Source organism: Solimonas sp. SE-A11 (genome assembly GCF_030345715.1).
Classification (GTDB): Bacteria; Pseudomonadota; Gammaproteobacteria; order Nevskiales; family Nevskiaceae; genus Solimonas_A.
Genome location: NZ_JAUASX010000006.1, coordinates 101,334 through 116,609, shown reverse-complemented (window position 1 = coordinate 116,609; position 15,276 = coordinate 101,334). Strand labels below are relative to the sequence as shown.

Annotated in this window: 15 protein-coding genes; 2 read left to right on the top strand and 13 right to left on the bottom strand. The window is 68.0% G+C overall.

Translation table 11 applies throughout. The features are described 5' to 3' along the window. Positions 1 to 57: 57 nt before the first annotated feature. On the bottom strand, positions 58 to 1,941 hold the full coding sequence (locus QT386_RS09075) for an MFS transporter (RefSeq protein WP_289273428.1): 1,884 nt from the start codon (positions 1,939 to 1,941) through the stop codon (positions 58 to 60). Positions 1,942 to 2,068: 127 nt separating this feature from the next. Between QT386_RS09075 and QT386_RS09070 the strand changes: the two genes are divergently transcribed. After that, a complete protein-coding gene (locus QT386_RS09070) occupies positions 2,069 to 2,683 on the top strand; it encodes a TetR/AcrR family transcriptional regulator (RefSeq protein WP_289273427.1) in 615 nt (204 codons plus the stop codon). Here QT386_RS09070 and QT386_RS09065 read toward each other — a convergent pair. From QT386_RS09065 to QT386_RS09035, 7 genes are all read right to left on the bottom strand, one after another. Further along, a complete protein-coding gene (locus tag QT386_RS09065; RefSeq protein WP_289273426.1) occupies positions 2,614 to 3,264 on the bottom strand; it encodes a YiiX/YebB-like N1pC/P60 family cysteine hydrolase in 651 nt (216 codons plus the stop codon). The genes QT386_RS09070 and QT386_RS09065 overlap by 70 nt on opposite strands. Beyond that, entirely contained in the window at positions 3,261 to 3,554 is a 294-nt protein-coding gene (locus QT386_RS09060; protein WP_289273425.1) for a YiaA/YiaB family inner membrane protein, read from the bottom strand. Before QT386_RS09060 ends, QT386_RS09065 begins: the two co-directional genes overlap by 4 nt. Positions 3,555 to 3,563: 9 nt before the next feature. Next, positions 3,564 to 3,701 carry a hypothetical protein gene (locus tag QT386_RS09055; RefSeq protein WP_289273424.1) on the bottom strand — a complete coding sequence of 46 codons (138 nt, stop codon included), beginning with the start codon at positions 3,699 to 3,701 and terminating at the stop codon, positions 3,564 to 3,566. Between the two features lie 11 nt (positions 3,702 to 3,712). Continuing rightward, complete coding sequence (locus QT386_RS09050; RefSeq protein ID WP_289273423.1) at positions 3,713 to 4,405, bottom strand: PspA/IM30 family protein; 693 nt, start codon at positions 4,403 to 4,405, stop codon at positions 3,713 to 3,715. 195 nt (positions 4,406 to 4,600) lie between these two features. Continuing rightward, a complete protein-coding gene (gene acs, locus QT386_RS09045) occupies positions 4,601 to 6,565 on the bottom strand; it encodes an acetate--CoA ligase (protein WP_289273422.1) in 1,965 nt (654 codons plus the stop codon). A 128-nt stretch (positions 6,566 to 6,693) separates the two neighbouring features. Next, on the bottom strand, positions 6,694 to 8,346 hold the full coding sequence (locus QT386_RS09040; protein WP_301334241.1) for a cation acetate symporter: 1,653 nt from the start codon (positions 8,344 to 8,346) through the stop codon (positions 6,694 to 6,696). A gap of 2 nt (positions 8,347 to 8,348) precedes the next feature. After that, complete coding sequence (locus QT386_RS09035; protein WP_289273420.1) at positions 8,349 to 8,663, bottom strand: DUF485 domain-containing protein; 315 nt, start codon at positions 8,661 to 8,663, stop codon at positions 8,349 to 8,351. A gap of 302 nt (positions 8,664 to 8,965) precedes the next feature. On the opposite strand from QT386_RS09035, the gene QT386_RS09030 reads away from it, so the two are divergent. Beyond that, on the top strand, positions 8,966 to 9,190 hold the full coding sequence (locus QT386_RS09030; RefSeq protein WP_289273419.1) for a DUF1508 domain-containing protein: 225 nt from the start codon (positions 8,966 to 8,968) through the stop codon (positions 9,188 to 9,190). A gap of 52 nt (positions 9,191 to 9,242) precedes the next feature. Here the strand turns inward: QT386_RS09030 and QT386_RS09025 are convergent, their stop codons facing one another. From QT386_RS09025 to QT386_RS09005, 5 genes are all read right to left on the bottom strand, one after another. After that, the gene (locus QT386_RS09025) at positions 9,243 to 9,740 is read right to left on the bottom strand and encodes a hypothetical protein (protein WP_289273418.1); all 498 of its coding nucleotides are present in this window, start codon (positions 9,738 to 9,740) and stop codon (positions 9,243 to 9,245) included. A 90-nt stretch (positions 9,741 to 9,830) separates the two neighbouring features. Next, on the bottom strand, positions 9,831 to 10,625 hold the full coding sequence (locus QT386_RS09020; RefSeq protein ID WP_289273417.1) for a hypothetical protein: 795 nt from the start codon (positions 10,623 to 10,625) through the stop codon (positions 9,831 to 9,833). A 117-nt stretch (positions 10,626 to 10,742) separates the two neighbouring features. Next, on the bottom strand, positions 10,743 to 12,086 hold the full coding sequence (locus QT386_RS09015; RefSeq protein ID WP_289273416.1) for a sigma-54 dependent transcriptional regulator: 1,344 nt from the start codon (positions 12,084 to 12,086) through the stop codon (positions 10,743 to 10,745). Continuing rightward, positions 12,083 to 14,995 (bottom strand): sensor histidine kinase, encoded by a 2,913-nt coding sequence (locus QT386_RS09010; protein WP_289273415.1) that lies wholly within the window; start codon positions 14,993 to 14,995, stop codon positions 12,083 to 12,085. The genes QT386_RS09015 and QT386_RS09010 overlap by 4 nt, the downstream gene beginning before the upstream one ends. Next, entirely contained in the window at positions 14,992 to 15,180 is a 189-nt protein-coding gene (locus QT386_RS09005; RefSeq protein ID WP_104230345.1) for a hypothetical protein, read from the bottom strand. The genes QT386_RS09010 and QT386_RS09005 overlap by 4 nt, the downstream gene beginning before the upstream one ends. Between the last annotated feature and the right edge of the window lie 96 nt (positions 15,181 to 15,276).

Genomic DNA, 15,276 nt, shown 5'->3' with positions numbered 1-15,276 from the left:
CGACATCCCCGTCGGGATATTGTCCGGTGCCCGGGGCGTACGGGTAAAGGTATCCGGTCACGGATGGCTGCCGCGAAGCTCCCGCACCGTCTGTTCCAGCGATTCAGCCCGAACCTGCGCTGCCGGCACCGCCGGGGCGGCGCTCATGCCGATGCGGGCCCGCAGGCGCCGCGGCAGGCGCATGCGCCGCAGGCGGCTGTCGCGGCGCGACCACATGCTCTCCCAGAGGCCGCTCAGGGCCATGGGGATCACCGGCACCGGGCTGCGCTCGATGATGCGCTCGATGCCGGAGCGGAAGCCTTGGATCTCGCCGTCCGGCGTCAGGCCGCCCTCCGGGAAGATCCCGATGATGTCGCCCGCCGCCAGGGCCGCCTCGATCTCCGCGAAGGCCTTGTGCATCAGGGCCTCGTCTTCCTTGGCTGGCGCGATGGGGATGGCGCGGGCGGTGCGGAAGATGAAATTCAGCACCGGGATGCGGAAGATCTTGTGGTACATCACAAAGCGCACCGGGCGGCGGATGTTGCCACCCAGGATCAGGGCGTCGACGAAGCTGACGTGGTTGCAGACGATCACCGCCGCTCCCTCGTCGGGGATGTGCTCCATGCCGCGCTGGTCGATGCGATACAGCGTGCGGGTCAGCAGCCAGACCATGAAGCGCATCAGGAACTCGGGCACCAGGGAGTAGATGAACACGGCTACTGCCGCGTTCATCAGCGCCACCACCAGCAGCAGTTCCGGGATCGACAGGCCGGCCTTGAACAGGCCCACGGCCAGGGCGCCGGCCACGACCATGAACAAGGCGTTGAGGATGTTGTTGCCGGCGATGATGCGCGAGCGGTGCGAGGGCTCCGAGCGGGTCTGGATCAGGGCGTAGAGCGGCACGATGTAGAAGCCGCCGAAGACGCCGATCAGCACCAGGTCGGCCACCACGCGCCAGGCTCCGGGCTGCTCCAGGAAGGCCCCGGCGCTGAGGCCGCTGACGGTGGCGGCCTCCGGATGCGCCAGGTACAGGTCGATGCCGAACAGGGTCAGGCCGATGGAGCCCAGCGGCACCAGGCCGATCTCCACCTTGTGGCCCGACAGGCGCTCGCAGAGCAGGGAACCGGCGCCTATACCTACGGAGAACAGCGTCAGCAGCAGCGTGGCCACGGAGGGATCGCCGCCCAGCACCTGGCTGGCATAGGTCGGCATCTGCGACAGGAAGGCGGCGCCGTAGAGCCAGAACCAGGAGATACCCATGACCGACAGGAACACCGTGCGATTGGTGCGCATGAAGCGCAGGTTGCGCAGGGTCTCGGTCAGCGGGTTCCAGTTGATGCGCAGCTCCGGCGCAGCCGGTGCGGCCGGCGGGATCGCGCGGCAGGCGGCGTAGCCGGCCAGTGCCAATGCAATGACCACCGCGCTGATCCAGTGGCTGCCGCCGGGCTGGGCCACCAGCCAGCCGCCCAGCACCGTACCCAGCAGGATCGCCAGGAAGGTGCCGGCCTCGACCCAGGCGTTGCCGCCCACCAGTTCCTCCTCGCGCAGGTGCTGCGGCAGGATCGCGTACTTCACCGGGCCGAACAGCGCGGCCTGGAAGCCCAGCAGGAACAGCACGCCCAGCAGTAGCGGGACGTTGCCGATCCACAGGCCGACCGCGCCTAAGGCCATGATGCCGATCTCCAGCAGCTTGATGCCGCGGATCAATCGGGATTTCTCGTACTTCTCCGCCAGCTGCCCGGCCGTGGCCGAGAACAGGAAGAACGGCAGGATGAACAGCACCGCAGCCAGGTTCACGTAGAAGTTGATCTGCTCCTGAGCCAGACCTGCGATGCCGAAGGTCACCAGGATCACCAGGGCATTCTTGAAGACGTTGTCGTTGAACGCGCCCAGCGCCTGTGTCAGGAAAAACGGGCCGAAGCGGCGCTGCCGCAGCAGGCTGAACTGGCTGTCCTGGCTCATGGGATTCCCTTTATGTCGTTCTTGTGGCGGGCAGTGTAGCGGCCCGGGTGGTGGTCGCGCAGCAACCCGGACCCGCCTGTGTGCCCGTAAATGGACGCCGATCAGTTCCGCCCGCACAATGCCACCCATGGGACGACGCAACCTCCACACCCGCGAGCAGCAGCGCGACATGGCCATCGCCGCGGCCGAGCTGATCCTGGTCCGCGAAGGCATCGATGAGCTGAGCATGCGTAAGGTGGCGCAGGCCATCGGCTATACCGTGGGCAACCTCTACCTGCTGTTCCAGAACCAGGACGACCTGCTGGCCGCGCTCAACGAGCGCACCGCCGACGCGATCTACCTGCAGCTGCGCGACCGCATCGAGGCGCTGGACGACCCTCGCGAACGGCTTGGTGCGATGGCGAGGGGCTACATCGAATTCGCCACCGGCAACCCCAACCGCTGGCGCCTGCTGTTCGAGCACCAGCTGCCGGAGGAGATGAAGCCGCGCCCCACGGCGGATGCGCGCATCCGCCGCCTGTTCGAGTTGGTGGAGACGACGCTGGGCGCGCTGGAGCCGAAGCTCAAGGCCGACGCCTTGCGCATGCGTGCCACGACCTTCTGGGGCGGCATCCATGGCATCTGCTCCCTGGCGGTCAGCGGCAAGCTGAGCTGGGGCGGGCGCAGCAGCGACTACACGCTGTACTGCGAGGAGATGATCTCGACCTTCTTCGGCCCGCCCAAGTCGCGGCGCCGATCGTAGACGTCCACCAGCAGCGGCGATTCCAGCTGGCTCGCGGGTGTCACGGTCACGCGGTTCCAAGGGATGCTCCCGTAGTACCACCAGCGCCAGAAGCCCAGCCGCGGCGCGGGGTTACGCAGCAGCAGCTCCCGGAAGCGTTCCCGCCGCCCGATCTCGATGCCCAGGGCTTCTCGGTAGACGTCGTAGGCAAACTTCGAGCAGAACGCGCGCCGCGGCCGGTCGTACTTGAACCCGGTGTCGTACCAGAGGCCAAAGCGGCTTTCCGCCTCGCGGCGCAGGGCTGCAAGCTGCTCGGGCAGCAGTGGCGCGCGCGGCCGGCGCACCACCACCCCGCAATCCTCGCTGCGCGCCAGGAAGGCGGCGAGCGGGCTGTAGCCCGACAGGGGGATGCGGCTCTCCGCTACGCGCCAGCCGGTGGCCGGATCGCGGAAGGCAATCCCGACATGCGAGGTCCAGCTCGCCGAGGCCTCGGCGATGCGTCGTCCGAAAGGATTGCGCAGGCGCGTGAACAGCAGGTCGCCGTCCGCCAGTTGCGGCGCCAGCATGCCGGCGGTTTCGATGGCTTGATGTCTGGCGTTCATCCGTTCTGGATTCCGTATTCCTTCAGCAGCTTTTCGGTGCGGGCCTGCGCCACCTTGTTGATCAGCTTGTTGGCCTCGAACTGGTCACGCAGGGTCTTGGCCAGCGTGAAGGTGGCGCCGGTCAGGAACAGCGTGCCCAGGATCATGTAGCCGCGCATCCAGATTTCCACCGGCATCACGGTGAGGCCGAAGACCATGCCGCCGAAGGCGCAGGCGAAGGACGCCTTGACGAAGAAGATCCAGCCCGGCGAATCCAGGCGGGTGGAGTCGAAGTTGTCGCTCGTGTCCATGTGCATTCCTTAGATGAGTCTCAGCAGTTCGTGCACCAGGTGCAGGCTGCCGGGCAGGGCGAAGACGAAGGCCATCGTGGCCGTCGCCAGCAGCAGGCGACCGGCACGCAGCAGGGAGAAGCCATCGACGGTATTAGGGGTGTTCATATGAACATTGATCAATTAAAAGGCGAAGCAGGAGAGCCGGCCAGGCGGGCCTTCAACTCCGCCAGGCGCGATTCGACCTCCACGCCCAGGTCCACGCGGGCGACCTCGCGTTCGAAGCGACCGTCCTCGTTGAGCAGTTCGGCCGCGGCTTCCGCCTCGGACTCGTAGCGCGAGGCCTTCTGCGACAGCCGGTCCATCTGCTGGGCACGGTCCATGGCGCGGGTGTAGCTGTCGCTGGCGCGCGCGGCGCTGCCCAGGGCCGTGGCGGCGGTCTGGTTGGCCGTGATTACGGCCGCGCGGCCGCGTGCGGTTTCCAGCTCGGCCTTGAGGCGCTGCACTTGCTCGCGCAGGCGCGCGGTGGCGCGCTGCGCCGCCGCCAGCGGGGTGTCCAGGGCCAGCGTGCGGCTGCGTGCCTGAACCGCGCGCTCCAGCGCGCTGCGTGCCTTGTCTTCGTCGCCGGCCTGCAGCAGGCGCTCGGCCTTCAGGTCCCAGTCGGTGGATTCGGCACCGGCGGCTTCGTGCTGGCGCTGCAACTGCTTCTCGGCCCCCAGCGAGACCACCAGAGCCTGGTTGGCCTGCTGCAGGTCATCGCCCAGATCGCGCAGGACCTGGGCCGCCATCACCTGCGGGTTCTCGATCTCATCGATCTGGTGGTGGGCCTGGGCGGTGATCAGGTTGCGGATGCGGTTGAGCAGGCTCGGCATGAACGTTTCCTCCGTGGTCGTCCAGAAATGAACGATGTTCATTGAAATTAGAAGCAAGTCCCCGGGCTGTCAATGAGAGGTGCATGCAAACACCTGCTGCGGCAGGAAAAATGGGCGATGCGGCGGGGAGGGCGAAAGCCGTCGGGCAAAGAAAAAGCCCGCCGAAGCGGGCTTTCCCATGCAACACGAACCGCGTCAGGCTTTGCCGGCAAGCTGCGCCACGATCGCCGGGTTCTCCAGCGTCGAGGTGTCCTGCGTGATCTCCTCGCCCTTGGCGATGGAGCGCAGCAGGCGGCGCATGATCTTGCCGCTGCGGGTCTTGGGCAGGTTGTCGGCAAAGCGGATGTCGTCGGGCTTGGCCAGCGCGCCGATCTCCTTGGCAACGTGGTCGCGCAGTTCCTTGGCCAGCTTGTCGGCCTCTTCGCCGGTCGGGCGCGGACCCTTAGCGATGACGAAGGCGAAGACGCTCTCGCCCTTGACCTCGTGCGGGCGGCCGACCACGGCGGCCTCGGCGATGCGCGGGTGAGAGACCAGGGCACTTTCGACTTCCATGGTGCCCAGGCGATGGCCGGAGACGTTCAGCACGTCGTCGATACGCCCCAGGATCCAGTAGCAGCCGTCGGCGTCGCGGTGCGTGGAGTCGCCGGCGACGTAGTACTTGTTCTGGAACTGGCCCCAGTAGGCCTTCACGTAACGATCGTTGTCGCCCCAGACCGTGCGCAGCATCGACGGCCAGGGCTTGGAGATCACGAGGTAGCCGCCGGCGTCCTGTTCCTTGATCGGCGTGCCGGCCTCGTCCACCACTTCCACGCAGATGCCGGGCAGGGGTTTGGTGCAGGAGCCCGGCTTGGTGGTGATGGCGCCCGGCACCGGCGCGATCATGATGGAACCGGTCTCGGTCTGCCACCAGGTGTCCACGATGGGCAGGCGCTCCTTGCCGATCACGCGGTGGTACCACATCCAGGCCTCGGGATTGATCGGCTCGCCGACGCTGCCGAGCAGGCGCAGCTTGGAAAGGTCGTACTTGTTGGGCCATTCCTCGCCCAGCTTCATCAGCGCGCGGATCGCGGTGGGCGCGGTGTAGAAGATCGTAACGCCGTGGTCCTGGCAGATCTTCCAGAAGCGGCCGGCATCCGGGATGGTCGGGGCGCCTTCGTACATCAGGATGGTGGCGCCGTTGGCCAGCGGGCCGTAGGTGACGTAGGAGTGTCCGGTGATCCAGCCGACGTCGGCGGTGCACCAGAAGACGTCGTCGTCGCGGATGTCGAAGACCCACTGCGTGGTCATCGTCGCGCCCAGCAGGTAGCCGCCGGTGGAGTGCTGTACGCCCTTGGGCTTGCCGGTGGAACCGGAGGTGTAGAGCAGGAACAGCGGGTGCTCGGACTCGACCCATTCCGGCTCGCAGCGGTCGGAGGCGGCGCCCAGCAGTTCGTGCCACCAGAGATCGCGGCCGGCCTGCATGTCCACGCCGTGGTTGGTGCGCTGGTGCACGATCACCTTCTCGATGGTCTTGCAGCCGGTGGCCAGGGCCTCGTCCGCGACCTTCTTGAGCGGCACGATGTTGCCGGCGCGGTGGCCGCCGTCGGCGGTGATCAGCAGGCGCGCGCCGGTGTCCTCGATACGGTCCTTCAGCGAGCTGGCGGAGAAACCGCCGAACACCACCGAGTGGATTGCGCCGATGCGGGCGCAGGCCTGCATGGCGATGACCGCTTCCGGTGCCATCGGCATGTAGATCACCACGCGGTCGCCCTTGGTTACGCCCTGGGCCTTGAGCACGTTGGCGAGCTTGCAGACCTCGGCGTGGAGCTGCTTGTAGGTGTAGTTGCGGGTGTCGCCCTTCTCGCCCTCGAAGCGGATCGCGATCTTGTCGCCGCGGGCCAGCAGGTGGCGATCCAGGCAGTTGGCGGAAGCATTGAGCTTGCCGTCGGTGAACCAGCGGTAGTTCGGCGCGGCGCTTTCGTCCAGCACCTGCGTGAACGGCGTCTGCCAGCCGAGGTTCTTGCGGGCCAGGTTGGCCCAGAAGCCGTTGTGGTCGGCTTCCGCTTCGGCGTGCAGCGCGGCGAGCTTCTCGGCATTGAGCCGGGCGCGGGCGGCGAAGTCCGCCGGCGGCGGGAACACGCGGGTTTCGGTAAGGACGGATGCGATGTTGTCGGAACTCATGCCTGTCTCCGCAGAGCTGGTTTCTTGATGATTCGTGTGCCGGCGAGGACGCCGGGGGGCCTTCTTATGGCACGAAGGCCCCCCGGTGTCTATCGCCTGTGTTGCTGATCAAATGACCGTGATGAAGCTCAGTGGGACGCGGCGCCGCTGGCCCCGATGCCGGTCTGCGAACGCACCAGCTGGGCCTCGAACAGCGCGGCCTCGCGGCTGGCCTGGGCGGAGCTGTCCGTGATCGAGAACAGCCAGCAGCCGAGGAAGGCCACGGTCATCGAGAACAGGCCTGGCGCGTCGTAGGGGAAGATCGGGGTTTCGTAGCCGAACACCTTCACCCACACGGCGGGGCCAAGCACCGTCAGCGTCACCGCGGTGGCCAGGCCCAGGCCGCCGCCGACCACGGCGCCACGGGTGGTCAGGCCCTTCCAGAACATCGACAGGATCAGGATCGGGAAGTTGGTGCTGGCCGCGACCGCGAAGGCCAGGCCCACCATGAAGGCGACGTTCTGCTTCTCGAACACGATGCCGAGCAGGATTGCCACCACGCCCAGTGCCAGGGTGGCCATGCGCGAGACCTTCAGCTCCTTGGTGTCATCGACCTTGCCGCGGGCGAAGACGTTGGCATAGAGATCGTGTGACACCGCGGCGGCGCCGGACAGCGTCAGGCCGGCGACCACGGCGAGGATCGTAGCGAAGGCCACCGCCGAGATGAAGCCGAGCATCACTTCGCCGCCGACGGCGTGGGCCAGATGCACGGCCGCCATGTTGTTGCCGCCGAGCAGGCCGCCCTTTTCGTCCAGGTAGACGCTGTTGGAGCCCACCAGGATGATGGCTCCGAAGCCGATGATGAAGGTCAGGATGTAGAAGTAACCGATGAAGCCGGTGGCGTAGAACACGCTCTTGCGTGCTTCCTTGGCGTCCTTCACGGTGAAGAAGCGCATCAGGATGTGCGGCAGGCCGGCGGTGCCGAACATCAGCGCCAGGCCCAGCGATATCGCCGAGATCGGGTCTTTCACCAGTGCGCCGGGGCCCATGATGGCTTCGGCCTTCGAATGCACCGAGATGGCTTCCGTGAACATGCGGTCGAAGGAGAAGCCGACATGGCGCATGACCATGAAGGCGATGAAACTCGCGCCGCCCAGCAGCAGCACGGCCTTGATGATCTGCACCCAGGTGGTAGCGAGCATGCCTCCGAACATCACGTAGACCACCATCAGCACGCCGACGATCACCACCGCGGTGGAGTAATCCAGGCCGAACAGCAGTTTGATCAACTGGCCGGCGCCGACCATCTGCGCGATCAGGTAGAAGGCCACCACGACCAGCGTACTGGACGCGGCCAGCGTGCGGATCGGTGTCTGCTTGAGGCGGTAGGCGGCGACGTCGACGAAGGTGAATTTGCCGAGGTTGCGCAGCCGTTCCGCGATCAGGAACATGATGATCGGCCAGCCGACGAGGAAGCCGATCGAGTAGATCAGGCCGTCGAATCCGGAGCCGAACACCAGGGCCGAGATGCCCAGGAACGAGGCCGCCGACATGTAGTCGCCGGCGATTGCCAGGCCGTTCTGGAAGCCGGTGATGCCGCCACCGGCGGCGTAGAAGTCGGCGCGCGACTTGGTGCGGCCGGCGGCCCACTTGGTGATGAACAGCGTCAGCCCGACGAAGGCCAGGAACATCGCGATGGCGATGGGGTTGATCTCGGCCTTGGTCGTGGTGCCTTCGAGTGCGCCGGCGGCATGCACCGGCAGGGCGATGGCCGCGGCGGAGGCGGCAAGGAGTTTGCGCAGGCTCACGGCTGGCCTCCTACTTTCTCGTGCAGGCGGGCGGTCAGGCGGTCGTACTCGCCGTTGGCCTTCCAGACGTAGATTCCGGTCAGCAGGATCGCGGTCAGGATCACGCCGATGCCCATTGGGAAGCCCAGCGTGGTGGCGCCCTCGCCAACCTTCTGGCGCAGCACGTCGGGTGCGAAGGCGATCAGCAGGATGAAGCCGTAGTAGACCGCCAGCATGATCGCGGTCAGAGTCCAGGCCAGGCGCGAGCGCTTGCGGGTCAGTTCCAGGTAATGCGGATCGCGGGCGATCCGCTCCAGCAATTCAGTGGGCATCGTTTTCTCCTCCGTGCACGGGCAGCTGGATGCTGCTTGTGGTTTTTCTGGAGCAGTTAGGATGCCAGGTGTGATATCGATAAAAAACAGTCGCTTAGCTCGATATTGCTGTTTCAGGTTTGTTACGTAGCGTAACGCGCCTGTCACGAAGCGTGTCGTGGCGGGCGGTGGCTACGGCGTGTGATGCATCGCACCCTGACCTGTATGGACGGGGTGGCGCCTAACAAGTCCAGTCAGAATAATGTCCGGCTACGAGGGCGCCATCGCAGCGCCCGGACGACTATGCAGGCTCACAGGGACTTATGGCGGCAGATTTCGAGATTCACCGGGACACGGAAGGGCGTTGGTACTGGACCTTCCAGGCGGGCGAGAACCAGACCATCGCCCGCGGTGCCGAGACCTACGCGCATCGCGTCGAGTGCATCCACGCGATCAGCCTGGTGCGCAGCCTGGCGCCGCGCTGCCGCATCTTCGACATGACCGAGGCCGGCACGGCCAAGGTGGTGGCGCCGGACGCCGCGGCCTAGGCGAAACAGAAAGGGCCTGCATGAGCAGGCCCTTTTCCGTTCGGTCCGCCGCTCAGCGGCAGATGTTGCGCGTGATCGGCACGGCCTCGGTCACCAGCTGGTTGCCCAGGTCGATCAGGCGGCCCTTGGTGGTGTTGAGGTCGGCGCTCACCTGCCAGTCGAGCTTGTACTGGCGCCCCGCCGTGAAGCGTACGGCGACCGCATGCCGGTGGCCGGTGGCGGTGGCCGCCTCGGGCTCGCCGAGCACGTCGCCCAGGTCCATGCGCAGGTAGACCACGCTGGCGGTGGTCACGTTGAAGTCCAGCGTCGGGCCTAGTGGCGCGCCACTGGGCGTGGTGGCCTTGCGTGACGCCTTGGGCTCGGCCGAGCCCACGTACTGCCACTGCGGATTGCCGGGGAAGCAGAAGAAGAAATTGGCGGCCGTGCCCGGCGAGATGCTGAGGTTGGTGGCCTGCTTCACGCCGCTGCCGTCGTTGTTGCCGCCGGTGCTGCTGCAGGCAGTGCCGAGCAGGCAGGCGGCGACGAGGCTGAGCTTGAGGATCGCTTTCATGGTTCTCCAGGGTCGATGTGGACCGGTTGCCGCCCGCGGCGGGGCCGGTTCGCGCTGTGTCCTGCCATTCTGCCCCATTTGGCGCCGCCGCTACCGTGGAATGCGACCCAGCGGTCGTCCGCGCGCGTCGATCGGGATCTGGGTGTCCTCTTCGCAGAGCTGATCGCGGCCGGCGTCGCAGCGCATGCGCTTGCCGCTGGCGAAGATTTGCACGACCTCGCCGGTCCACTGCGACTGTTCGCCCTGCAACTGCTTGCGGCCCTGCAGGCGCGTGCCATCCGCATAGGTGTAGGTGGTCTCGCCCTCGCAGGCACCGGTGGGTGCCTGCTCGCATTCCTCGCGGTCGCCGCCCGGATAGTGGTGGACCAGCCGGCCCTGCCAGACCGCGCCCTTGGGACCCGGTACGAGACGGCCCTGGATGCGTCCGCCGCTGGGGAACCACAGCGTCGCGCTGCCGTTGCACTGGCCGCGGGCGTCGCGCTCGCACTGCAGGCGGTCGCCGGATGCGGCCTTGGAGCTGCTGCCCTTGGCGGCGGTAGTGGTGGCGCGCACCACTGGCTTGCCGACCTCGCGGCGCGGCTCTTGAGTGGTCGCCGGGGGCGGGACCTGGCAATGGCCGTCGGCGTCGGCCATGCATTCGCTGCGCAGCCCGTTGGGGTGATAGCGCACCAGCAGGCCATGCCAGCCGGACTTGCCGCCCAGGTTGCTGCGCAGGCCGGACAGGCGAGTGCCATCGGGCTGGGTGTAGCTGGACAGGCCCAGGCATTCTCCGGCGGCGTCACGCGTGCGACAGTCCCAGCGCCCGCCATCGGGCGTGGCGGCCGAGGTGGCGAGTGGCAACAAGGCCAGCAGCAGGACGATGCGGCGATGCAGCAGGATGGGCAAGGGCGATTCCGGTGGAGGTCGATGCCGCGATTCTGCCGCCGTCGCGGGGCCGGATGCAGAGCACGTGCCGGGCTTGCGGTAGCCCGCGGCCGCCGGGAGGTACCAGGGTCAACAGCCCTAGCGTTGGCGCGGCAGGCCCATGCGGCTGCGCCGCTCCCACAGGGTCTTGCGGCTGATGCCCAGGGCCTTGGCCAGGTCGGACTCGTTCATGCGGTCCTGGTTCTGCAGCACAAACTGGCGGAAGTAGTCCTCCAGGCTGGTCTGGCCGGCAGCGCCTGCCGCCGCTGGTGGTGGCATCGCGCCGACCGGGATCGCCAGGTGCTCGGGCTCGATGGTGGGACCGTCGCAGAGGATCACGGCGCGCTCCACGGCGTTGCCCAGCTCGCGCACGTTGCCTGGCCAGTGGTGCGCGCGGATCGCCGCCAGCGCGCGCTGCGACAGGCGGATGCCGCCGCGGTTGAGCTTCTGCGCGGCACGCTCCAGCAGGTGCCGCGCCAGCCGCTCCACATCGTCGCCGCGCTCGCGCAGTGGCGGCAGGGTCAGGTCCATGACCTTGAGGCGGTAGTACAGGTCCTCGCGGAACGTGCGCTCCTGCACCATCTGTTCGAGATCGCGGTGAGTGGCGGCGAGCACACGCACGTCGACCCGCTTGGACGCGGTGGAGCCGACCATGCGCACCTCGCCTTCCTGCAGCACGCGCAGCAGCCGCGCCTGTACCGCCGGGGCCAACTCGCCGACCTCGTCCATGAACAGCGTGCCGCCATGCGCGGCCTCCACCAGGCCCTGCTTGCGCTGCGTGGCGCCGGTGAAGGCGCCCTTCTCGTGACCGAACAGTTCGGCTTCGATCAAGCTGTCGGGGATGGCGGCGCAGTTCACCGCGATGAAGGGCCCGGCGGCGCGCCCGCTGCGCTCGTGGATGGCGCGCGCGGCCAGTTCCTTGCCGGTGCCGGACTCGCCGCGGATCAACACGGTGATGTCGGCGCCGGCGACGCGCTGGATGCGGTCGGACACGGCGCGCATCGCGGCGCAATCGCCGACCATGCCGGACACCGGGAAGTCGCGCGCCAGGTCCTTCTTCAATGCAGCGTTCTGGCGCGACTGCAGGCCGCCCTGCAGCAGGCGCGCGATGGTCAGCAGCATCTCGTCATGGTCGAAGGGCTTGGCGATGTAGTCGGCCGCACCCTTCTGCATGCATTCCACCGCGGAGCGGATGCTGGCGAAGCTGGTCATGATCAGCACCGGCACCGGCCGCGCCCGCTCGATCACCTCGGTGCCGAGCACGCCGGGCAGGCGCACGTCGGCGATGATCAGGTCGAAGTCCTGCAGGCCCAGGGCTTCGGCCTCCGCGACGCTGCCGGCCTCGGAGGTGTCGTAGCCGTGCTTGGCCAGCAGGCGCGCCAGCTGGCGGCGGATGACTTCCTCGTCTTCGATGATCAGCAGGCGATGCCGTAGTGCGCTCATGTCAGTACCGTGGCCATGGAATCGGGTGCGGCGGGCAGCCGTACCGTGAAGGTGGTGCCCTGGCCCTCGCGGCTGTCCACGGCGATGCTGCCGCCGTGGTCGCTGACGATGCGGTAGGCCAGGGGCAGGCCCAGGCCGGTGCCGCGGCCGGGGTCCTTGGTGGTGAAGAAGGGCTCGAACACGCGTTCGCGCAGGGCCTCGGGAATGCCGCTGCCCCAGTCCTGCACCTCCAGCGTGACGGAGCCGGCACCGCGTGCCGCGCGGATCTCGATGCGCGCGCCGGGCGGCGAGGCGTCGGCGGCGTTGCCCAGCAGGTTCAGCAGCACCTGGGTCAGGCGTGCCGGGTCGCCCTCGATCCACAGCTCCGGCGCCAAGCGGCTGTCGAAGACGATGTCGCGCGCATGGGGCGAGAGCCGCACCAGGCGGATGGCTTCCACCACCAACGCCGCCAGGTCCAGGCGCACGAGCGTGCGCGCATCCTGTATCGCCGGCCGCGCGAAGCTCAGCAGCGACTGCACGATGTCGCTGATGCGGCGCGACTGCTTGAGGATCTCCTCGATGCCGTACTGGCGCTCGGCGGCGTCGTCCTCGTCGCGCAGGTTCTGCGCCACGCAGGTGATGCCGGTGAGCGGATTGCCGATCTCGTGGGCGACACCCGAGGCCAGCGTGCCGATCGAGGCGAGGCGCGCGCTGTGCGCCAGCTCGGCTTCCAGCTGCTGCTGCTCGGTAAGGTCCTCCACCAGCAGCACCAGGCCGGCCGCGGCATCGTCGATGCCGGCGCCGATGTCCTCCTTGTGCAGGTTGAGCCAGCGGCGCTTGCCGCCCAGGGCGAGCTGCAGCTTGTAGCGGTGCTGCTGCGCGCTCTCCAGGAAGTCGCCGAACAGCCGGTTCCAGGGTGCGGGAATCTGGTCCACGCGGCTGCCGAGCACGGCGTCGGCCGGCAGGCCGGAAAGATCGGCCATGCGCTCGTTCCAGATCGTCACTTCCAGGTTCAGGCCCAGCGAGCAGACACCTACCGGCAGGTCCTGCAGGATCTGCCGGTGGAAGCGGCGCAGCTGGTTGAGTTCCGCCGCCAGGCCGCGCAGGCGGTCCTGCGAATGCTCCAGTTCCTCTTCCACCAGCGGGCCGGCGCTGCCGGCGGCGGGCGTGGCGCCGAGCAGCTCGCGCGCCAGCTGGGGGCCCACCAGGCCGGAGAGATTGCGCTGCAACCGCTCCTGCAGGAAGTGCAGCTGGCGCGGGCGGCGTTCGTCGGCGCCAAGCTTGAGATCGCCCAGCGCCCGCTCGATCTCCGCCGCCGCGGTATCCGGCCCGAGCGCGCCGGCAATGCGCTCGCGCAGCGCGGGGACGCCGGCGGCGCGTGGCTGCGGGCTGAGCAGCAGCACCGCGTCGAGACGGCAGGCGCGGTCGGCGGCTTGTTCCTTGGGCGTGGGTCGGGTCAGCAGCGATACCCCGATGAACAGCAGCAGGTTGGCCGCCATCGACCAGAAGGTGACGAAGGTCCAGATGTTGCCGTCGTGCAGCGGCCAGTGCGCCAGCGGCGAAGGCTGGCCGGTGATCAGCGGCAGCACCAGCACCAGGAACCATATCGCCATGCCGGCGCTGCTGCCGGCGATGAAGCCGGCGCGCGTGGCGCGCGGCCAGGCCAGCATCGCCAGCACGCCTGGCAGGAACTGCGTGACCGCGACGAAGGAGATCAGGCCCAGCTGCACCAGGCCGCGGCTGTCGCCCACCGCGAGGTAGGCGCCGTAGCCGGTGAAGATAACCACCGCGATCAACAGGCGCCGGCCCCACAGCAGTCGGCCGTAGAAGTCGGTGCCGGAGCGCGGGCGCCGGCCGCGCAGCCACAGCGGCAGCACCAGGTGGTTGAGGCACATCGCCGCCAGCGCGAGGCTCTCGACGATGATCATGGCGCTGGCGGCGGAGATGCCGCCGATGAAGGTCAGGTAGGTGAGCCAGCCGCTGGGTTCCTGCAGGCCCAGGCGCAGGCCGTAGTAGTCCGCGCCACCGTCCATGCCCAGCTTCTGGCCGGACCACAGCACCATCGGGATCGCCAGGTTCAGCAGCAGCAGGAACAGCGGAAAGGCCCAGCTGGCGGTGCGCAGCGCCGAGGGCTCGATGTTCTCGGTGAAGATCATGTGGAACTGGCGCGGCAGCAGGAAGGCCGCCGAGAAGGCCAGCAGCAGCAGCGTGCTCCAGGCACCCTCGCGCAGCGGCGCGTGCAACTGCTCCACCGCCTGCGGGTTGGCGCGCAGCCATTCGTCCAGCCCCGCCGGGCCGCCGAACACGCCGAATACCGCGAAGGCCGCCGCCGCCAGCAGCGCTACCAGCTTGATCAGCGACTCGAAGGCGATGGCCACCACCAGGCCCTCGTGCTTCTCGCGTGGAGTCACCTGGCGCGCGCCGAACAGCACCGCGAACAGCGTGACGGTGACGCAGAACACCAGCGCCAGCACGCCGGGTGGCACCTCCTGCGTCAGCACCTGTGCCGAGGTCACCACGGCCTGGATCTGCAGCGAGATGTAGGGAAGGATGCCGACCAGCATGAACAGCGTGACCAGCGTGCCGGTCCAGCGGCTGGGATAGCGGAAGGCGAACAGGTCGGCCAGCGAGGTCAGCTGGTAGTCGCGCACCAGGCGCAGCAGCGGCTGCAGCAGTACCGGCGCCAGAAGGAAGGCCAGCGTCACGCCGACGTAGATGGTGAGGAACAGGTAGCCCTGGTTCTGCGCGAAGCCGACGCTGCCGTAGAAGCTCCAGGTGGTGGCGTAGACGCCCAGCGACAGCGTGTAGGTCAGCGGGTGGCGCGCGACGCGGGCGGGAATCCAGCCGTTCTCCGCGGCATAGGCCACCAGGAACAGGGCGCCGAGATAGACCAGCGCCGCCAGGAACAGTTGCCAGAGCTCGGGCGTCATGGATCCTGCCGCTGCGCCAGCGCCGCCAGGGCGATGATCGCGCCCCAGACCGCATACAGCGTCCACCAGGGCATGCCGGGCGCCACCCACAGCTGCAGCGCCGGCGACAGCAGCGCACCGGCCGCGAGCAGGAACAGCACCAGGGCCTGATCGCCGCGGCCCTGACCGTCTTCGTTCTTGCGCATGCCTTTCCTCCTGCGATCCAGTATGCCCGTTTGTTACCTACGGTAACGCCACCGTCACCTTCGGTGACATCCCCGGTTGCCGCCGCCGTTGCGCCT